This is a genomic window from Companilactobacillus sp. HBUAS59699 (genome assembly GCF_036913575.1).
GTDB lineage: Bacteria > Bacillota > Bacilli > Lactobacillales > Lactobacillaceae > Companilactobacillus.
The window spans coordinates 610,896-632,139 of sequence record NZ_JAYKTV010000001.1 but is presented as its reverse complement, the minus strand read 5'-3'; the positions used below and the strand labels follow the sequence as shown (position 1 = coordinate 632,139).

Genomic DNA, 21,244 nt, shown 5'->3' with positions numbered 1-21,244 from the left:
GGTGGAGATTATGGTATTGTCACCAATAGAAATACATGATAAGGAATTCGAACACAAATTCCGTGGTTACAACCGCGATCAAGTAGATAAATTTCTAAAACAGGTTGCTCAGGATTATGATCTTGCCCTGCAAAAGAACGAGCAGATACAAAAAGAATTGGAAGATACTAAGGAACAATTGAAGTATTTCACCGATATGCGTGATGCTTTGAATCAATCAATTATTGTTGCTCAAGATGCTGCTGATAAGGTGAAAACTAATGCTGAACAAGAAGCGCAAGTGATTGTTGAAGAGTCTCAAAGGAAGGCACGTGATCTGCTAGATCAATCTACTGCTAAGTCGAATCAGATCCTTGAAGATGCTTCAAGTAAGGCTCGTCAAGTGACGATCGAAACTGATGATCTTAAAAAGAAATCGGCTGATTACAGACGTGGCTTGGAAGAGATCTTGCGTCAGCAATTGAATATGATCAAGAGTCCTGAATGGGAGAAACTCTCACAAGATACGTCGACCAATGATTTGAAGCAACGTGTGGGGATGCAAGCTGATTATGAAGCAAATAATCAAAATGCCAATCAGAATGCTGGGCAGAATATGAATATGAACCAAAATTCTGCACCTGAACAAAATAATTTTGATCAGAATAATGCTGATGTATCGGGCGATAATTATGAAAACGCCCAAACAGATTATGAAAATTCATCAGATACCATTCCCAATGAGGAACAAATGAACTATAATAACAATATTCCCGATGAGGAACCGGCAGATCCATATACAGTTAACCATGAACAAAATGCACCAACTTTTAATTTTGCTGATGACCAAACTGATGATGCTGGTACTGATGATAATGAGGAATCTAATAATTAAGAGAACAAGTGCTTAATAAAACATTTTTCAGCGAGCTAACGTATGGTGTGAGGTTAGTAAAATAATTTATTTAGTATATCAGCTCTTAAACAATTTTATAATCAATTACCAATAGGTGGTATAACGAAGAACTCGTCCTAGAATTGGATGGGTTCTTTTTAATTTCAAGAGGGGTGAAAGAATGAAAGTCAAAGATACACTTAACTTAGGAAAAACAAAATTCCCAATGCGTGGAAATCTTCCTAACAAAGAAGCAGAATGGCAAAAAGCCTGGGAAGAAAACAAAATTTATGAAAAGCGTCAAAAATTAAACGAAGGTAAACCAACCTTTGAACTATTAGATGGACCTCCATTTGCTAATGGTGATATTCATATGGGGCATGCTTTGAACAAAGTCTCAAAGGATATTATTGTTCGTTATCATTCAATGAACGGATTCCGTTCACCATATGTTCCTGGATGGGATACTCACGGTCTTCCAATCGAACAACAATTAGCCAAAAAGGGTGTTAAGCGTAAGGAAATCGGTATGTCTGAATATCGTAAGATGTGTTTGGACTTTGCTGAAGGTGAAATCAAGAAACAAATGGCTGGATTCAAACGTCTAGGTGTTTCAGCTGATTGGGATCACCCATACATTACTTATCAACCAGAATTCGAAAAAGAAGAAGTTAAAGTATTCGGTGAAATGGTTGACAAAGGTTATATCTATCGTGGTAAGAAGCCTGTATATTGGTCACCATCATCAGAATCTACACTTGCTGAAGCTGAAATTGAATATAAAGATGTTAAGTCACCTTCAATCTTTGTAGCTTTCAAAGTTCGTGATGGTAAAGATTTGTTAGACAATGATACTTCATTCATTATTTGGACAACTACTCCATGGACAATGCCATCTAACGAAGCAATTTGTGTTAATCCTAAATTTAACTATTCATTGATCAATGCTGATGGTAAGAAATACGTTGTTGCTGAAGAACGTATTAGTTTCTTACAAGAAAAACTTGGTTGGGAAAATGTAGAAATCCTCAAGACATTCAAAGGTGCAGACCTTGAAGGATTAACTGCAACACACCCATTCTATGACCGTGAATCACAATTGATTCTTGGTAACCACGTTACATTGGATGATGGTACTGGATTAGTACATACAGCTCCTGGATTTGGTGCTGATGACTTCGTTGTTGGTATGAAATACAAGCTTCCAGTATTTTCACCTATTGATGAACACGGATGCTTCACTGACGAAGTTCCAGAATACAAGGGTGTATTCTACGATGATGCTAACAAGATGATAACTGAGAGAATGACAGAAAATGGCTCATTGTTGAAGCTTGATTTCTTCACTCACAGTTACCCACATGATTGGCGTACAAAGAAACCTGTTATTTTCCGTGCTACACCACAATGGTTCGCATCAATTGACAAGTTCAGACCACAACTATTGTCAGAACTTGAAAAGGTAAGTTTCATTCCTGATTGGGGTAAAACTCGTCTTTACAACATGATTCGTGACCGTGGCGATTGGGTTATCTCAAGACAACGTGCTTGGGGTGTTCCACTACCAATTTTCTACGCTGAAAATGGTGAACCTATCATGACCAAAGAAATTATTGATCATGTTGCTGATTTATTTGGCAAATATGGCTCAAACGTTTGGTTTGAACGTGACGCTAAGGACTTACTACCAGAAGGTTACACAAATCCCGCTAGTCCAAATGGTAAATTCACAAAAGAAACAGATATTATGGATGTTTGGTTTGACTCAGGAACAGCTCATGCTGGTGTTGCTAAATTACGTGATAATTTAACATTCCCAGCTGACTTAGTTCTTGAAGGTTCCGACCAATATCGTGGTTGGTTCAACTCACTATTGATCACTTCAGTTGCGGCCTTTGGCGTTGCACCATACAAAGCTATTCTTTCTCAAGGTTTCACACTTGATAAGAATGGTGTCAAGATGAGTAAGTCATTAGGTAACGTTATTGCTCCTTCTGATATTGAAAGACAATTCGGTGCTGAGATCATTCGTCTTTGGGTTGCTTCTGTTGATTCAAGTTCAGATGTTCAAGTATCTGTTGATTCATTCAAGCAAGTTTCAGAAACATACCGTAAGATCCGTAACACTCTTAGATTTATGATCGCTAACACAACTGATTATGATCCTAAGACAAATCGTGTAGCGTATGATGATCTTCGTCCTGAAGACAAGTATATTGCTGTTAAGTTGAATGACTTAGTTAAGAATCTTCATGATGAATATGACAGTTACGACTTTGCTGACGTAACTAAGAACGTTGTTCGTTTCATCACTAATGAACTTTCAACTTTCTATCTTGATTTTGCCAAGGATGTTGTCTACATTGACCCTGAGGATTCACATTCACGTCGTTCAATGCAAACAGTTATCTATGATGCAGTTGTTAAGATTGCTAAGTTGATGACACCAATCTTGCCACATACTATGGAACAAGTTTGGGAATACTTGAAGGAACCAGAAGAATACGTTCAATTAACAGAAATGCCGGAAGTTGAAGAACTTGCTGGTTCTGAAGAAATCGAAAAAGACTGGTCAGTCTTCATGAACTTTAGAGACGACGTTCTTAAGTCCCTTGAAGTTGCACGTGCTGATAAGTTGATCGGTAAATCACTTGAAGCCAAAGTAACGGTTTATCCAAGTGAAGAACTTCAAAAGACTTTTGATAAGATCAATAGTAACTTTGGTCAATTGTTGATCGTTTCTCAATTTGAAATCAGTACAGATGCTGCTCCAGCAGAGGCTGACAAGTATGAAGATGCTAGCGTCTTAGTTGAAAAAGCTGATGGTGAAGTGTGTCAAAGATGTCGTATGATCAAGACTGATGTCGGTGATGACTCAAACTTCCCAACTTTCTGTGCTAGATGTGCTAAGATTGTTACTGAGGAATATCCTCAAACAATTGAAGAAGGTTTTGAGGGCTAATATATGTTTCAAGGAAAAATAGTACGTTTTAATACTGAACGTGGTTTTGGATTTATTAATAATGGAGAAGAAGATATCTTTTTCTTTGCGGATTCAATTCTTAATCGTGAAGATTACTTTATTAAGCCTGATCTCAATGTGGAATTTGAAGTTGCTCCTGGATTCAAGGGTCCACAAGCGGTCAATATTACCATATTAGAAGCTGAACAAGATGAAGAAAGCGCTGAATAGTGCTTTCTTTTTTATTGAAATAATTTATTTGGGAGAATTGTTATGAACGAAGAAGTTAATCCAAAGCGGTGGATGGTACTTATTTCGGTAGGAATTTTTACCTTAATGTCTACTCTAGATGGTTCCATTGTTAATATTGCTTTGCCTGTTATCAGTAAAGATTTAAATATCCCAATGAATATGGCCGAGTGGATCGTGTCGATCTATTTAGTTACCATTTGTATTTTCTTATTGTTATTTGGTAAATTGGCCGATTCGATTGGTAAAATCAAGGTTTTTAAAACCGGATCGATTCTTTTCATTATTGGATCGTTGATCTGTGGATTTGGGATAGATCTGCCGATTTTACTATTGGGTCGTGTGGTCCAAGCCTTTGGTGCTTCAATGGCGATGGCCACCAATAATGGAATAATTACTCAAACATTTCCATTAAGAGAGCGTGGATACGCCCTAGGTTACATTGGTTCATTCGTTTCGATCGGTTCTATTGCCGGGCCTGGTATCGGTGGCTTGATCTTGTCACAATTTCATTGGAGCTATATTTTTTGGATCAATCTTCCTATCGGTGCTATCGCTTTGTTATTGGGATATTTGAATTTACCCAAAAAAGAACCGAAAAACCCTGCCAAAATCGATCGACGTGGATTTGCGGTTTACTTTGTGACACTGATACTTTTCTTTGCGGCAATATTCATTGGTCAGTCGGTTGGATTTAGTAATATTTATATTATTTTGACCTTTATAGCGGCCATTGCTTGCTTTGTATTGTTCATTCATCTACAGAAGATCACTGAACAACCGATGATCGAACTGAGAATTTTTAAGAATCATGATTTTACTTTAGGATTAGTAGTAGGCTTCTTGATCTTTGTAACTAACTTCTTCTTTAATGTCGTTTCGCCATTTTATTTGGAAAATGCATTAGGAATGAAAGCTTCGATTGCCGGTTATATCTTGATGATGTTCCCAGTAGTTCAGGTCATTGTTGCGCCGATTTCAGGAAAAATGTCCGCAAAAATAAATCCAATTTTGTTAACGATAGCTGGTTTATTAGTTCTGGCTATTGCTCAAATTGGATATTTATTCTTTAATGTTAATACAGGACTTTGGTTCATCTTATTGTTTATTGGTTTGAACGGTTTAGGAAATGGACTGTTCCAAGCACCTAATAATACAATGATAATGAGTTCCGTTGAACCAAAAGACTTAGGAATTGCTGGTGGATTGAATGCTTTAGCACGTAATCTAGGAATGATTATCGGTGTATCAGTATCAACCACTGTATTGTTCTTATCGATGAGTAATTTTTATGGTAAGTCAGTGACGACCTATATTGATGGCAGACCAGATATCTTTATAGATGGTATGCGTGTTACAATGTCCTTTGCATTAGTAATTTGTTTGATTGCTATAATTATGTCAGTAATTAGATTATTAAAATCACGAGGTTTAAAGAATGAATAAAGAAGATTCAAGATATTATGAAGAAGTAGTTGCTTCGAAGCGCATGTTTGGCGGTAAGATTTTTGATGTTGATGTTGAGCAAGTTATCCTACCAAATGGTGTTCCAGCTATTAGAGAATTAGTTAGACACCATGGTGCGGTTGGAATTATGCCATTTACTTCTGATGGTAAGATGGTATTTGTGCGTCAATGGCGTGAACCGATGGAACAAGAAACATTAGAAGTTCCAGCTGGTAAGATCGATCAGGATGAAGGCTCAGATCTTAAAGAAGTAGCATTGCGTGAAATGAATGAAGAATTGGGACTGACAACGGATCAAATAGAAGAGGTCACTTCTTTTTATTCCAGTCCTGGTTATTCGGATGAAAAATTGACAATGTTCAGAGCTGATAATCTCAAAGAAGTTGAAAACAAGCGTCCGCTTGATCCTGATGAATTTTTGAATGTTGAAAAGTTAACACTTGAAGAAGCCAAAGAACAAATTAAAGCCGGTGTCATTTGTGATGCAAAATCTATCTATGCTGTAACTTATTGGGAGTTAATGAATGCAAAGGCTTAGTGAACTTTGGGATAAGTTCAAGAATGTTTTAGTTGATACTTTTTCTGGCGGTAAAAAAAGCGATCCTAATAGCTCAGTTGTTTCGGCTGATGAGGTAGAAAAAAGACAACGTGAGTTGCGTGATCAAGAACGTAAACGTGTCGAAGAAGAGTATCGTAAGGAACATCCTGATCAAATTGAACAAGAAAAAATGATATCTTTTGAGAATAAGACAAATCGCTTGAAAAAAAGGCTGAACATTGCCATCATTACAGTATTCGGCTTAATTGTGATCGTCTTTTTAGTATTGTTTTTTGTTTAAATAAAAAAGGAGAATTATAAATGAAAATTGGTGTAATCGTTCCAATGGAAGAAGAAATTAAATTGCTCAGAGAATCATTGAGTGATGTTAAGAAAGAGACGACTGCAGGTGTTGAGATCACTATTGGTACTTACAAGACTCATACAGTTTATATGGCTCAAAGTGGTATTGGTAAAGTTCAAGCTGGGATGACTACAACACTTATCAACGATCGTTATCAACCTGACTTGATCGTTAATACTGGTTCAGCTGGTGGTGTCGGTGAAGGATTGAAAATCGGTGATGTAGTTATTTCACGTCGCTTGGCATATCATGACGTTGATGCGACTGGATTTGGCTATGCAGTCGGACAATTACCACAACAACCATTGTATTTTTACGCTGATGAAGATTATGTTGAGAAGATCGAGGCTGCTGCAAAGAGAACTGGTTTAGTATCTCATACTGGTTTAATTGTAACTGGAGACCAATTTATTGACTCTAGCGAAAAAATTGCTACAATTAAAAAGTCGTTCCCAGATGTCTTGGCATCTGAAATGGAAGGTGCAGCTGTGGCTCAGGTGTGTGCACAATTCAAAACACCATTCGTTGTTATTCGTTCAATGAGTGATGTGGGAGACGAAGATGCTAGCGTTAATTTCGACGACTTCGTTATCGAAGCTGGTCGTAAGTCGGCACAAATGTTATTAAATTTCTTGGATCAAGAAGTATAGAAGGGGATTTTTAAATTGGAGTTTACTTATTTAGATAATGCTGCCACGACACCAATGGCTAAGGAAGTTGTTGATGTTATTTCTGAACAAATGGCAAATAATTTTGGAAATGCTTCAGCAACCAATTATTTTGGTCGTCAAGCACGCAAAGTATTGGACGAAAGTCGTCACACTATTGCCCAAAGTATCAATGCCAAAGATTCAGAAATCGTTTTTACAAGCGGTGGAACTGAAAGTGATAATACTGCTGTTATTGAAACGGCTTTGTCACGTCAAAAATTAGGTAAACATATTATTACTACAGCAGTTGAACATGAGGCAATTTTAAAGTCCATGTCATACCTTGAAACATTAGGCTTTGATATTACATATCTCAAACCCAATACTCGTGGTGAAATAACAGTCGATCAAGTGAAGTCTGATTTGACAGACGATACCATTTTGGTTTCTGTTATGTATGGTAATAATGAAACTGGAGCAAAAAACCCAATTGCTGAAATTGGTAATCTGTTGAAGGATCATCAAGCATTCTTCCACACTGATGCTGTTCAAGCATACGGTCAAGAGAATATTGATGTAAAAGCTGAACATATTGATATGATGTCAACTTCAGCTCACAAGATCAATGGTCCCAAATTTATTGGTTTTCTTTACATAAATGATGATATTCATATTCCTTCATTTATCAAGGGTGGCGATCAAGAGACGAAGCGTCGTGCTGGTACTGAGAATGTTCCGGCAATTGCTGGATTCGCTCAAGCAGTTAAATTGATCACTCCTGAGATAAAGGATGAACGTCGTGATCGTTATTTTGGCTTTAAACAAAAGATTCAAGAAATTTTAAAAACAAATAATATTCCATTTGAAGTAAATGGACCAACCGATGAGAATGCTTTGAATCATGTCTTCAATCTCTATCTGCCAGGGGTTGATCGCGGTGTATTGTTAACTAGACTTGATCTAGAACAATTTGCTGTTTCCGGTGGTTCTGCTTGTACAGCAGGAAGCCTTGAACCTTCACACGTCTTAGTAGCTATGTTTGGTGAAGACAGTCCTAAAGTCAACGATTCTATTCGTATTAGTTTTGGTAAAGATAACACCGAGGAAGAGATAGTTAAATTCTCTAATAAATTAGTCGATATTGTTAAAGACTTGACTAATTAGTCATCTTTATTCAAACTTTACTTATGAGAAATTCACTTAGGAGGTTTTTACTATGAGTAAAAAGGCACAAATTTTAGGTGATACAGAGTTCTATGAACTTAGTCCTGAAATCAAAAAATATGCATTACGAGATGTTGGTTTTCAAGAAACTAAACAAGGTAATTTCCGCCTTGAACGTCCCATCAATGGTAGTTCACCATATGATGCCCGTTATGTCTTGAAAGTTTCCATCAATAAAGATTTGGATAATCTTAAATTAGCTACTACGGACAAGAGTGGTATGCATAATCTTAATATCTTTAAATTAAAAGACACTGAAAAAGAAGTCAGTGATCTTAGATATTTATTAGATTTTATGATTGAGAAGAAAGTACTAATCAAGGATTAGAGTGGAGAGGTTTTTTATGGATAATAAGAAGAAGCGCATTGTTGTTGGAATGAGTGGGGGAGTTGACTCCTCAGTTAGTGCACTTCTACTTAAACAACAGGGTTATGAGGTCATCGGTGTGTTCATGAAGAACTGGGATGATTCAGATGACGCTGGAGTTTGTACAGCAACAGAAGATTATGAGGATGTAGCTAAGGTTGCTAATAAGATCGGTATTCCTTACTATTCTGTTAACTTTGAGAAGGAGTACTGGGATCGTGTATTCGAGTATTTCTTGGATGAGTATCGTAAGGGTAGAACACCAAACCCTGATGTTATGTGTAACAAGGAAGTTAAGTTCAAGGCATTCTTAGATTATGCTGAGAAGTTAAATGCTGATTACATTGCTATGGGTCACTATGCACAAAGTTTTCGTGATGATAATGGTGTCGTTCACTTGCTTCGTGGTGGGGATGCTAACAAGGATCAAACTTACTTCTTGAGTACAGTACAACAACATCAACTACAAAAGGCTTTGTTCCCAATTGGTGGAATGCAAAAGTCTGAGGTACGTCGTATTGCTGAAGAGGCTGGTCTATCTACTGCTAAGAAGAAGGACTCAACTGGTGTATGTTTCATCGGTGAGAGAAACTTCAGAAAGTTCCTTGGTGAGTTCTTGCCTGCCCAAGCTGGTACAATGATGACACCTGATGGTGAAGTTAAGGGTAAGCATGCAGGTTTGATGTATTATACAATCGGTCAAAGATCAGGACTTGGAATTGGCGGCAATGGTAAGTCAAATGAGCCTTGGTTCGTAGTTGGTAAGGATATGTCAAAGAACATTCTTTACGTTGACCAAGGATATGATAATCCTAGATTGTATGCTGATCACTTGGAAGCATCAGACTTGTCATTTATTACAGGTTTGGATTACGGTGACGAGTTCCACTGTACAGCTAAGTTCAGATATCGTCAGCAAGATACAGGCGTTACAGTTCACGTATTAGGCGATGGCAAGGTCAGTGTTGACTTTGACAATCCTGTTCGTGCAATTACACCTGGACAAGAAGTTGTCTTCTTTGACGGTGAGGAGTGCTTAGGTGGCGCAACTATCGATGCTGCATATATGAAGGCTAAGAAGTTACAATATATCTAGAGCAAAATTTATTAGAATCTAAAATAGGCAATCGTGAGAATATGATTTCTCGTGATTGCCTATTATTTTTGTATATACCATTGTAACAACTTGAAAAAATTTCTGTAAATCTTCATAATAGTAACTAATTAACTTTGTAAGGTGAAGGATATGGATTTGTATTTTGTCAGACATGGAAAAACTGAATGGAATTTAGAAGGAAAGTATCAAGGTGGACATGGAGATTCTCCATTGTTGCCAGAAAGTTTGCGAGACATCGGTAAATTAGCTGGAAGACTTGAGAATGTAAAAATTGATCATGCATATACAAGTCCACTTCCAAGGGCAAAGACTACTGCGGAGACATTACTGGATGATATAAATCGCAAGATACCGTTGACGGTAGTTGATGGCTTGCGTGAGTTTGACCTTGGCATTATGGAAGGTCAAAAATTTGTTAAACTAGAAAAAGAAATGCCAGAGATCATACATTCCTTTAGATTTGACCCTAGTACATATGATTATGAACGCATTAAAGGTGAATCATTTGAACAAGTCGCCGAACGCACTAATAAGGCAGTTCAAAAGATAGTTGACAGTAGTCCTGCTGACGGTGCAGTCTTGTTCGTTAGTCACGGAGCTGCTTTGGTTACTTGCATTCAATCGCTATTGGGCTCCAAAGTTGCTGATATTCGCAAAGATGGTGGATTATCAAATACTAGTTTGACACATTTGCGTTACGAAAATGGACAGTATAAGTTGGTCAAATGGAATGAAACAGGATATTTAGATAAGAAACTTTCAAGTACAGATACGATCTAATGAGGTATTAAATGGATAAGAAACAAATTGAAAATGAAATAAAAAAATTAGTTAAAGACTTAAATACAAATGACAAACAACTGAGCAAGGTATTGAAGCTATCAGCTTATTTAGTACAAGTTGGTGATCTAGAACAAGCTGAAGAATTGTTATTGCGTTCTTTGACCAATTTTCCTAATGAAAAAGACCTTCGTTATAATTTGGGTAATGTTTATTTCATGGCCGCAAAGTATGACAAAGCAAGTAATATTTTTCAAAAATTGATTCAGGATGATTATGGTTTTGAAGCTTACTTCATGCAAGCTAAGACGTTGGATGAACAAGGTAAGAAACAATTGGCAATCGTTTATGCTTTGACAGCAACTGAGAAGAACTCAGAAGATATCGGTGGCTTGGAACTGATGGCTGATTTGTTGTTATCTAATGGTAATTTTGATGAGGCCATGAACTACTATAAAAAGGCCAATGCCATTAAACCCACTGCAAAATACTATTTTAATATGGCGCTGTGTGCAATGAATTTGGATCAAGATTATCAACCATATTTGGATAAATCTAAAAAACTAGATGAAAAATATTATTTGAAGAATGAAAAGAAATTGTCCAATCTACAACAATTTTTAACAAAGACAGGAGATAGCGATGACAGAAAGTGAAAAAGAATATTTCATTGGCACTGTCAAAGCTATTTTTTTTGAGAATCCTGAAAACTTATTCAAGATTTTTACAATAAAAATCAAAAAAACCAATACTGATTGGGATGGCAGTGACATTGTCGTTACTGGTAGTTTTGGTGAGATATCCGAAGAGGAAGAATACAAGTTTGAAGGCCGCATGGTCGATCATCCTAAGTATGGTAAGCAATTTCAGGCAGATACTTATCAGCATAGTCGTCCTAATGGCCGTAAGGAATTGATAAATTTCTTTTCCGGTGAAGAATTTCCTGGCATTGGTAAGAAAAAAGCCGAAAAAATCGTTGATAAATTGGGAACTGATGCAATTGATAAGATCCTGCAAGATCCTAATGCTTTAGATTTTTTGAAGCTCGGTGAAGAGAAGACCAATGCAATTGTTGAACAAATTTCCAAAAATCATCAAACTGAGCAAGTCTTGTACCAGTTGAATAATTTTGGATTTGGAAATGTCTTGGGAGCTAGGATCTATCAAAAGTATGGAGTGAAGACTCTCGAGATCATCAATGAAGATCCATATAGGTTGGTTACCGAAGTAAAGGGAATTGGATTTAAGCGTGCTGATGAGTTAGCTAAACGCTTAGGAATACCTGAAGATGACCCACGTCGTATCAAAGGTGCCTTAGTGCAGTTTGTGACAGTTTTAATCCAAAGTAGTGGAGATACTTACATTAATAAGGAAGAGCTCTTAAAACGCGCAATAGGGGTCTTACAATCAGGTAACCAAAATGGTGCTGAATTAGGTGAGAAGATTGCTAACTGTTTGAGAGATCTTGTTAACGATGGCGTACTGTTAGTTGAAGATGATCGCGTTTACGACAAAAATTATTTTGATGCTGAATGGTCGATAGCTCAGTCATTAAAGATGATCACGGATACTTATAAGGGCGTATCTTGGAAAGATAAAGAATTCAAAAAAGAATTAAAGCATGTTGAAAAAATGTTTAAGGTCAAATATGACCCTTCACAAGAAGAAGCTATTAAACAATCATTGACCCATTCACTATTCTTGCTTACTGGTGGTCCCGGAACTGGTAAAACAACGATCATCAATGGAATAGTAGCGGCGTATGCCAAACTCAACGATGCAACTTTAGATCCAGCATCGGAGGACTACGCAATTGCCTTGGCAGCGCCGACTGGTCGAGCAGCGAAGCATATGGGAGAGTCAACTGGCTTGCCAGCAATGACGATTCATCGATTATTGGGATTGACCGGTACGGAAGACGATGAATATGCGGAACCAACTTTGGACTGTAAGTTATTGATCATCGATGAGATGTCTATGGTTGATACTAAGTTATTTAGGACTTTGATAACTGCAGTGCAACCAGGCACACAAGTTGTTTTGGTAGGTGATAAAGATCAACTACCATCTGTAGGTCCAGGTCAAATATTCTCAGATTTGATCAACAGTGGCGTCTTCCCAACAACTATTCTGAAAGATATTCATCGTCAGGATGAAAATTCAACGATTATTCAATTAGCACATGACGTGAATGAAGGTATAGTGAATGATGATATTTTTGTAAATAAATCAGATCGTAGTTACATTCGCAGTAATAGTCGTAATGTTCCAGAAGTGTTGTCGCAGATCATTAGTAAATCCAGTGAAAGAGGATTTGATATTTCTGACGTTCAAGTTCTAGCGCCAATGTATCGTGGTATCGCGGGAATCGATAATTTAAATCAGACGATCCAAGATGTAGTTAATCCAATGATGCCTAAGCGCAAGCAAGTGGCTATGGGGAATGTACATTACCGTATTAAAGATAAGGTCGTGTATTTGGTCAATACCCCTGAAGATAATGTCTTCAATGGTGAGATCGGTAAGATCGTCGGTATATTGCTCGCCAAGGAGAATACCGATCACGTTGATAAACTAGTGATCGACTTTGATGGCAACGAAGTGACACTGGATCGAAAAGATTGGACCAATATTTCTTTGGCATATTGTACTTCAATTCATAAAGCACAAGGTTCTGAATTTGAAATGGTGATCTTGCCCTTAGTTAACGAAGAATCACGCATGTTGCGTCGTAATCTGCTTTATACCGCCATCACTCGATCACGTAAGTTGCTGATCATGGTAGGTGACAGGTCAGCCTTTGAGCGTTCTATCACTGACCAATCTTCAGAACGTAATACCACTTTGAAGGAACGTGTTTTTGAAACATTCAAAGTAAAACCTGATAAAACGGATGCTCCTGAGACTAAAGAAGAAATTGTTGAACCGGATCAGCCTAAGGATTATATTCTGACATTAGATATGGTAATGAACAGTTCTATTGATCCGATGATTGGGATGGAGAATGTTACTCCGTTTGATTTTATGAAAAAATAAATTTGGTAGTTATTGCCACTAACGAAGGTCAACAATTCCATCTGCTGTAGGACCGGTTTCAAACTTTGTTTTCAACCTCGCTTGGAAGCCTGTAGTGTCCAATTGTACTAAGCGATAAAATCGCTAAGTACACTTTTTACAGCTGATTCCATTGTTGATCTTCGCTAGTTATGTTATGTACTAATAACATGTCGATTCTATTTTGTGATAACTTAAATAGTATATTTTATTAATCCTTTTATGGTTTCATCCATAGAGGGATTTTTTTTGTATCTCAATCTTAATTCAATAATACAAAAAATGGTTATATCTCAGAAAAAATCTGAAATATAACCATTCAATAAATATATTAAATTTAGCTGGAGGTCAGCAGTAATGGAATCAGTAGCAAAAGTGGTGTTAATGCGGTGATTTTCCGCATTTACAGCACTGGACGACTTTCTGGATTTGCGATTTTTGCAAAGCAAGAAAGCGAGTCATGAGACCGCTTTGTGGCTCAGGACGTTCCTGCTACAGATGTAATTACTGCTGACCGGAAGCGGAAACGGAAATGGAAGCGAAATAAACTATATATCCATCTCTAATGGAATCCAAAAATCATGACGATCGACATGAAAATCAATATCAAAGTTATGCTTACCTAGTTCTTCGCCATCCATTTGACCGTGTTCAGGAGCATAGCTAGTTAGATGATATGATTTTACCTGAGTGTGCCAAACGTTCTTATCTTTCAGATGAGATCCGTTAGCAAATAATTCAGTAAACAATTTAACGAAGGTTAATCCAGATATCTTATGGACTACCACCAGATCTAGTTTTTGGTCGAATGGAGTTGCAAGTGGATCAATAGCAACTCCGCCACCGAAGTAGGGATGATTAGTGGCTGAAACGATATATGCATCATTGAAGTGCTTGGTCACACCATCGATCGTAACGTCTAATGGGAAAGAATCCTGGTTTTTGATAACAGTTACTAAACTGGAAACGTAAGCCAGAGTACCAAGCTTCATTTTATTCAATAAATCTTTTCTTTTAGAATGATTGGTTTCATAGACGGTGAAAGCATCGAGTCCAATACCGATATTATTTACAAAATACTTTGTCTGATCATTGAAATTTGCCTTACCAATGTCAATTGTATTGGGTTCATTCATTGCTAGTATTTTTTGAAGCAGAATGATTGGATTCTGCTTTTTTATTTTGATTCCACGACTGAAGTCATTGCCAGATCCTCCAGGAATATATCCTAAGGGAGTATCCTGATTATGGGATTGTTTAACGCCGTTTAAGGATTGATTGAGAGTTCCGTCACCACCAAGAACAATGATTCGTGCATGATCTTCCAAATTATCGGCAAGGTACTTTGCTATTCTTACACCATCACCATTTTTCTTGGTTGTATGAATTTGATAACTTATTCCAGTTCTATTTAAATAAGTTTCAACTTTTTTCCAAGTTCTGGTGGATTGACCGTTACCAGCACGTTCATTCAAGATGATTTCTAATTTACTAACTTTTGACATACAATTTTCCCCTCAAAAAAACAACTATGTTTCCATTAAATCATAAATCACTAAATTGAGGAAACAAAAAAAGTAGATCCGAAGATCTACTTTTGAAATCTAAATTGAAGTTGAAATCAACATTGGTAAGATGACAGGATTTCTAGCTGTACGTTTGTACAAGAATTCTTGTAATCCTTCAATGATGATACGTTTGAGTGCTGCTTCGGTGACCTTATTATCTTCGTCATCAAAGGCATTCTTGATTAGGTGGAAGACACGTTTTTGAGCTTGGTTGATCAATTCTCCAGATTCACGCATGTATACGAAACCTCTAGAAAGAATATCAGGACCAGCCAAAACAATGTGCTTTTGATAATCGATCGTTGCTACAACTACGACCATTCCCTCTTCTGAAAGAACTTGACGGTCATGGATAACAACATTACCGATATCACCGACACCCTTACCATCGACATAAACGTCTCCAGCAGGGAAGTGACCAGCTACTCTAGCAGAATCACTTGTCAAAGCGAGAACATCGCCGTTTTCTAGTAGGAATGAGTGATCCATTGGAACGTCACACAATTCTGCTAGTTCAGTGTGGATCTTCAACATTCTATATTCACCGTGGATTGGCATGAAGAACTTAGGCTTCATAAGGCGAAGCATCAATTCTTGTTCTGTTTGACCACCGTGACCTGAAGCGTGGATATTGTTTACCTTACCATGGATAACCTCTGCACCAGCTTCTGAAAGTTGGTTGATCAAGTGGTTAACACTGATTGTGTTACCAGGAATAGGGTTACTTGAGAAGATAACAGTATCACCAGGTTGAATAGTGATTTGACGGTGAGTACCATTGGCAATTCTACTTAGAGCAGCAAGTGGTTCACCTTGTGATCCAGTACATAGGATCAATGTTTCGTTGGCAGGAGTACGGTTCAATTCATGCGGATCGATTATCATTTCATCAGGAATATTTAGATATCCTAATTCACGACCGTTGGCAATGGCTTGTTCCATACTTCGTCCGAAGACGGCAATCTTTCTACCTTGTTGCATGGCCGCATCAACAGCTTGAGAAACACGGTAGATATTTGAAGCGAAGGTAGCGAAAATAATTCGTCCTTGGATAGTTTCAAATATTTGATGAATCGTTAGGCCAACTGAACGTTCGGACTTGGAAAATGTTGGTATTTCAGCGTTTGTACTATCAGATAGTAAGCAAAGTACGCCTTCTTGTCCAAGTTGAGCCATACGTTGTAAGTTTGGAGCGGGTAGGCCGGCAACAGGTGTTAAGTCAAACTTGAAGTCACCAGTTTCAACGATGATACCTTGTGGTGTGTGAACAGCAACACCGAGTGTATCAGGAATTGAATGAGTCGTTCTGAAGAATGAAACACTAAGTTTAGGAAACTTAACAACAGTGTCTTCATTGATGACATTCATCTTAGTAGACTTAACTAATCCGTGTTCTTCCAACTTACCATTGATCAATGCACAAGCTAATGGACCGGCATAAACTGGTATGTTTGGAAGTTGTTGTAATAGGTAAGGAATGCCACCGATGTGGTCTTCATGACCATGGGTGATAAACAAGCCCTTGATCTTATCTTGATTTTCAACTAAGTAGCTGTAATCAGAGATTACGTAGTCGATACCTAGAAGTTCATCTTCTGGGAATTTAATTCCGGCATCAATAATAACAAGTTCGTCTTGATATTGAACACCGTACATATTTTTACCGATTTCGCCAAGGCCCCCGATGGCAAAAACGGAAACTTCGTTATTTTTAACTTTTACGGTCATTAACTAAAACTCCGTAAGTTTGTAATTTGGACTTTTTTGTTCGTATTCAAGATGTTGTTCATCAAGTTCTTGAATAAATTCAATATGATAGTCCGTATTTTTTTCAACTGCTTGACGTACTTCAATACTTGATTGAGCGTCAACGTAAATTGATTGTGTAGATTCACGACGGGGGTTATCTAATTCACTTTCTTGGTATAAAACTTTATAAATCACTTATAATTTCTCCTTTAATTAAGTCACGTATAAGTGGCTATTTTTACTTTTAAAAATCAACGAAACAAGTCAGTTTCGTTGCAGCATTTTCCAGTCCATTTGGTTGAAATATCAACAGTTAGCATAATTTTAACATATATGTAGGTCTAAGTATATTGATATGAGTGTAATTATGAGAGGACGACAGTACTTGGATCAAGGTCAAATGGAGCCTTCTTATTGATCTTGTCGTAGTATAAGTGACCGTTTAGATGATCGATCTCATGTTGACAAACGATAGCAGGATAATCTCTAACGCGTAGAGTTTGTTGGTTACCGTCGAAATCATCATATTTGATAGTAATACGATCAGCACGTGGTACGAATCCAGGAACGTCTTTATCAACTGATAGGCAACCTTCACCTTCAGATAGAGCTGCGTTTTGAACTGAGTTTCTTACGATAACAGGATTAATCAAAGTGATTTTTAGAAGTGGCTTGTCAGGATCCTCTTCATTAGGAACCAATACAGAAGCCATCATTTTTGATACACCTACTTGAGGGGCAGCCAAACCTACACCAGCACGTAGTTGGTGTTTTTCAGCAAACTTTTCATCTTGACTATTAACTAGATATTCCATCATGTCATGAGCTAATTGTCTATCCTCATCGCTCAATGGGAACTTTACATCTTGAGATACTTTTCTTAAAACTGGATCGCCATCACGGACGATATCTTTCATTAAATACATATTTTCCTCCAAGTTATATTTGAATTTATTAAATTAAAAAATACAAGTACTTACATTATAAATTAATTTCCAGAAAATTTTGAGTAAATCTAAGAAAAACTTTTTTACCAGCAACATTTTACCTTATTTGGAATATAATAAAACAAAATAATACTTTTCAGGGGAGAAAAGTCATGATCAAACGAGCATGTTTAATGATAGGGGAGTTAATTTTCTTTTTCTTAATATTACTTGTAACGACGAATCAGGTAGATGGTTCATTTAAGGATGGTCCTAATCTTGGTCGATATATTTATGAAGAACATCAAGTGGTGACTCAAAAACAATATGATGAAATCAACGAAATCAATGATCGCCTACAAACTGGGAAGAAGATTCAGAACTTATATGTTGCTATTTTGGATGATGATCCTACTAAACCGGATGATAGTGACAAGATATATAAGTATTTAGGAATTAAATTTTACGACGAAGATGCTGAGAGCATCTTGAAGGAATGGCCTGATTATAATGAAAACAAGGATAATCTAATTATTTTGTATCATAATCAAGGTCGAGTGGGTTTTGTTCCATCGGAACTGTCGCAATTTTATATAACTGATTACAAATTCTGGAAGATTACTCTTGGCAAAATGAATGGGATCAGATCCGGCGGTATTGATACTCAAATAGATGGTTTGGTAAATATTTCAAACCTCTTGGTGCGTCCAATTTTATATAGTGTGAATGTTAAAGATGCTAAGAGTTCGAAATGGTGGGATGTTAAGAGTGAGTTTTTTGGTGAATTGATGTTTTTTGGATTTGCCATTTTTATTTTAAGTATGCTTATCTATTTCATAATTAATTCTGCAGGTGCAGATTACGCTCCGGACAATTATGATAATGGATTTTATGATGGTTATAGTTATTCAAACTATCAAAATCATGACGACGATAATAATGATATTTAAAAAAATTTTTTTAAGAAAGAACAGGGACAAAACATGGTCCTTGTTCTTTTTTTCACATTCAAATAGTTAGGAAAATCAGTTAATTACATGCTAAAATTTAATTTGTATGTTAGCGCTACCAGAAAATTTAATTCATTTTAGGAGGATTCATTATGAGACTTATTGATTACGGTGTTAGAGACGATGAAAAGAAGTACATTGAAGAGTGGGCAAAGATAAATAAAGTAGAAGTAAAAATCGTTCAAGAGCTATTAACACCTGAAACAGTAGAATTGGCCAATGGATTTGATGGGATTGTTGCTTATCAACAATTGCCATACGATCCGGTTGTTTTCGATAAAATGAATGAATATGGAATTCACGTTATCTCATTGAGAAATGTCGGGGTAGATAATGTTCCATTCGAAGCATTAAAGAAGAACGATATCAGATTGACTAATGTGCCTAGTTATTCACCTGAGGCAATCGCAGAATATTCTGTAACTGGCTTAATGGCATTATTGCGTAATATGAAACATATGATTCGCAAGGTCGATCAATATGATTTTGAATGGGCACCAGACATTGGACGTGAATTAAATCAATTAACGGTTGGAGTTGCTGGTACTGGTAGGATTGGCCGTGCCGCAATCAAGATCTATGAAGGTTTTGGAGCAAAGGTCATTGCCTATGACAAGTATCGCAATGACGAATTAGATAAAAAAGGCATGTATGTGGATACATTGGATGAGTTACTGAAACAAGCTGATGTTGTTACATTGCATCTTCCAAGTTTGGGCAAGGGTAATACAGTGATCAATGCGAAGACGATTGCTGAAATGAAAGATGATGCCGTAGTAGTAAATACTGGTCGTGGTGATTTGATCAACACCCAAGATTTATACGATGCCGTTGCTAACGGTAAGCTATATGGCGCTGTATTAGACGTCTACGAAAATGAAGTAGGTATTTTCAATACTGATAGAACTGATCAAGAATTAGACGATAAATTGCTTGAAAAACTGATTCAGAGTCCAAGAATCATCCTTACACCGCATATTGCCTTTTACACTACAAAAGCTGTAAAGAATATGGCAACAATTTCATTGAATTCAATGGTAGATGAGTTAAACACTGGTACATCAGGGAATGAGATTGACTTAGACAAATAGTTAAAATTTTCACAAACTTTTCTGAAAATTTTTTTCGTGAAAACCTTTGAATTGCCTTGTTTTTTAACACATCAATGGTAAACTAAATTTATGTGAAAGCCCTTACAGATTCACAAGGGTTAGTTTCTTTATGAAAGGACTGTGGAGAATGGCAAACGAACCAATTGTTGATTTTGAAGCAATTAAAAATGATTTAACTAATGTACCGAAGCCTATTCAGATTCTGAATGAAAACGCTGAAGTTGTAGATCAAGCTGCATTCGATTCATTTTCTGATGATGACTTAGTAGAATTTATGAAAAAAATGGTCTGGGAACGTGCTTTGCATGAACAGACTATGAACTTCTCACGTCAAGGACGTATGGGATTCTATGCACCTACTGAGGGTGAGGAAGCATCTGAAATGGGTACTGTATTGGCAATGAAGGATCAAGATTACTTGTTGCCTGCATACCGTGATGTTCCACAATTAATTCAACACGGGGCCACTGTTACTGAGGCATATCTATGGTCAAGAGGACATGTAATAGGCAATAAGTTCAAGGCTCGCTCAATGATGCCACAAATTATTATTGGTGCTGCATACAACGAAGCTGCCGGTGTTGCTATGGGTATTAAGAAGAATAAAGAAGAAGATGCTATTGCATTTACATACACTGGTGACGGTGGTACTTCTCAAGGTGATAGTTATGAAGGTATGAACTTCGCTGGAGCATTCCAAGTTCCTGCATTGTTCATCGTTCAAAACAATGGATTTGCCATTTCAACACCTCGTAGGAAACAAACTGCTGCTCCAACATTAGCTCAAAAGGCTGTTGCTGCAGGTATTCCATCTGTTCAAGTTGATGGTATGGATATCTTAGCTTGTTACCGTGTTGCTAAAGCTGCACGTGATTACATGGTTGCTGGTAATGGACCAGTTATGATCGAAACACTTACATATCGTTATGGTGCTCACTCAAGTGCTGGTGATGATCCTAAGCGTTACAGAACAAAGGAAGAAACACAACCTTGGTTCGATAAAGACCCACTTATTCGTTTGAGAAAAGTTCTTGAAGATAAGGGTCTCTGGTCAGAAGAACAAGAAGATAAGTTAGTTGAAGAATACAAAGCATCATTCAAGGAAGATATTAAGAAAGCCGATGATGTTCCAGCTGATAAAGTTTCAGATATGTTGAAACGTACATTCGAAATTCCAACTCCAGAAATGAAAAAAGAAATTGAAAAATTTGAAGCAAAGGAGTCGAAGTAAAG

20 protein-coding genes are annotated in these 21,244 nt (G+C 37.0%); 16 read left to right on the top strand and 4 right to left on the bottom strand.

Going from position 1 to position 21,244, the window contains the following annotated elements; genetic code table 11:
* Positions 1-10: 10 nt before the first annotated feature.
* From U8519_RS03160 to recD2, 13 genes are all read left to right on the top strand, one after another.
* Positions 11-874 carry a DivIVA domain-containing protein gene (locus tag U8519_RS03160; RefSeq protein ID WP_334328871.1) on the top strand — a complete coding sequence of 288 codons (864 nt, stop codon included), beginning with the start codon at positions 11-13 and terminating at the stop codon, positions 872-874.
* Positions 875-1,055: 181 nt separating this feature from the next.
* Positions 1,056-3,836 (top strand): isoleucine--tRNA ligase, encoded by a 2,781-nt coding sequence (gene ileS, locus U8519_RS03155; RefSeq protein WP_334328870.1) that lies wholly within the window; start codon positions 1,056-1,058, stop codon positions 3,834-3,836.
* Positions 3,837-3,839: 3 nt separating this feature from the next.
* Positions 3,840-4,067, top strand: coding sequence for a cold-shock protein (locus U8519_RS03150; protein ID WP_125567703.1), 228 nt, complete (start codon positions 3,840-3,842; stop codon positions 4,065-4,067).
* A gap of 42 nt (positions 4,068-4,109) precedes the next feature.
* Entirely contained in the window at positions 4,110-5,531 is a 1,422-nt protein-coding gene (locus U8519_RS03145; RefSeq protein WP_334328869.1) for an MFS transporter, read from the top strand.
* Complete coding sequence (locus U8519_RS03140) at positions 5,524-6,090, top strand: NUDIX hydrolase (protein ID WP_334328868.1); 567 nt, start codon at positions 5,524-5,526, stop codon at positions 6,088-6,090. Before U8519_RS03145 ends, U8519_RS03140 begins: the two co-directional genes overlap by 8 nt.
* Complete coding sequence (locus U8519_RS03135) at positions 6,077-6,391, top strand: hypothetical protein (RefSeq protein ID WP_334328867.1); 315 nt, start codon at positions 6,077-6,079, stop codon at positions 6,389-6,391. The genes U8519_RS03140 and U8519_RS03135 overlap by 14 nt, the downstream gene beginning before the upstream one ends.
* Positions 6,392-6,411: 20 nt before the next feature.
* The gene (locus tag U8519_RS03130) at positions 6,412-7,104 is read left to right on the top strand and encodes a 5'-methylthioadenosine/adenosylhomocysteine nucleosidase (RefSeq protein ID WP_334328866.1); all 693 of its coding nucleotides are present in this window, start codon (positions 6,412-6,414) and stop codon (positions 7,102-7,104) included.
* 15 nt (positions 7,105-7,119) lie between these two features.
* The gene (locus U8519_RS03125) at positions 7,120-8,268 is read left to right on the top strand and encodes a cysteine desulfurase family protein (RefSeq protein ID WP_334328865.1); all 1,149 of its coding nucleotides are present in this window, start codon (positions 7,120-7,122) and stop codon (positions 8,266-8,268) included.
* 52 nt (positions 8,269-8,320) lie between these two features.
* Positions 8,321-8,656, top strand: coding sequence for a hypothetical protein (locus U8519_RS03120; RefSeq protein ID WP_334328864.1), 336 nt, complete (start codon positions 8,321-8,323; stop codon positions 8,654-8,656).
* Between the two features lie 16 nt (positions 8,657-8,672).
* Positions 8,673-9,791 carry a tRNA 2-thiouridine(34) synthase MnmA gene (gene mnmA, locus U8519_RS03115; protein ID WP_334328863.1) on the top strand — a complete coding sequence of 373 codons (1,119 nt, stop codon included), beginning with the start codon at positions 8,673-8,675 and terminating at the stop codon, positions 9,789-9,791.
* A 150-nt stretch (positions 9,792-9,941) separates the two neighbouring features.
* Positions 9,942-10,592, top strand: a complete 651-nt coding sequence (locus U8519_RS03110) for a histidine phosphatase family protein (RefSeq protein WP_334328862.1) — start codon at positions 9,942-9,944, stop codon at positions 10,590-10,592.
* A gap of 11 nt (positions 10,593-10,603) precedes the next feature.
* Entirely contained in the window at positions 10,604-11,248 is a 645-nt protein-coding gene (locus tag U8519_RS03105; protein ID WP_334328861.1) for a tetratricopeptide repeat protein, read from the top strand.
* A complete protein-coding gene (gene recD2, locus U8519_RS03100) occupies positions 11,235-13,628 on the top strand; it encodes an SF1B family DNA helicase RecD2 (protein WP_334328860.1) in 2,394 nt (797 codons plus the stop codon). Before U8519_RS03105 ends, recD2 begins: the two co-directional genes overlap by 14 nt.
* 566 nt (positions 13,629-14,194) lie before the next feature.
* On the opposite strand, the gene U8519_RS03095 is transcribed toward recD2, so the two are convergent.
* From U8519_RS03095 to def, 4 genes are all read right to left on the bottom strand, one after another.
* Positions 14,195-15,151, bottom strand: coding sequence for a diacylglycerol/lipid kinase family protein (locus U8519_RS03095; RefSeq protein ID WP_334328859.1), 957 nt, complete (start codon positions 15,149-15,151; stop codon positions 14,195-14,197).
* A gap of 99 nt (positions 15,152-15,250) precedes the next feature.
* Positions 15,251-16,942, bottom strand: a complete 1,692-nt coding sequence (rnjA, locus tag U8519_RS03090) for a ribonuclease J1 (protein ID WP_334328858.1) — start codon at positions 16,940-16,942, stop codon at positions 15,251-15,253.
* A 3-nt stretch (positions 16,943-16,945) separates the two neighbouring features.
* Positions 16,946-17,158, bottom strand: a complete 213-nt coding sequence (locus U8519_RS03085) for a DNA-directed RNA polymerase subunit epsilon (RefSeq protein WP_334328857.1) — start codon at positions 17,156-17,158, stop codon at positions 16,946-16,948.
* Positions 17,159-17,328: 170 nt separating this feature from the next.
* Positions 17,329-17,889 carry a peptide deformylase gene (gene def / locus U8519_RS03080; protein ID WP_334328856.1) on the bottom strand — a complete coding sequence of 187 codons (561 nt, stop codon included), beginning with the start codon at positions 17,887-17,889 and terminating at the stop codon, positions 17,329-17,331.
* Between the two features lie 173 nt (positions 17,890-18,062).
* Between def and U8519_RS03075 the strand changes: the two genes are divergently transcribed.
* The 3 genes from U8519_RS03075 to U8519_RS03065 all read left to right on the top strand — a co-directional run bounded on the left by U8519_RS03075 (position 18,063) and on the right by U8519_RS03065 (position 21,242).
* Positions 18,063-18,839 (top strand): hypothetical protein, encoded by a 777-nt coding sequence (locus tag U8519_RS03075; protein WP_334328855.1) that lies wholly within the window; start codon positions 18,063-18,065, stop codon positions 18,837-18,839.
* A gap of 152 nt (positions 18,840-18,991) precedes the next feature.
* Complete coding sequence (locus U8519_RS03070; RefSeq protein WP_334328854.1) at positions 18,992-19,990, top strand: D-2-hydroxyacid dehydrogenase; 999 nt, start codon at positions 18,992-18,994, stop codon at positions 19,988-19,990.
* A gap of 148 nt (positions 19,991-20,138) precedes the next feature.
* Positions 20,139-21,242: a thiamine pyrophosphate-dependent dehydrogenase E1 component subunit alpha gene (locus U8519_RS03065; RefSeq protein ID WP_334328853.1), complete on the top strand. Its 1,104-nt coding sequence runs from the start codon at positions 20,139-20,141 to the stop codon at positions 21,240-21,242.
* Positions 21,243-21,244: the final 2 nt, after the last annotated feature.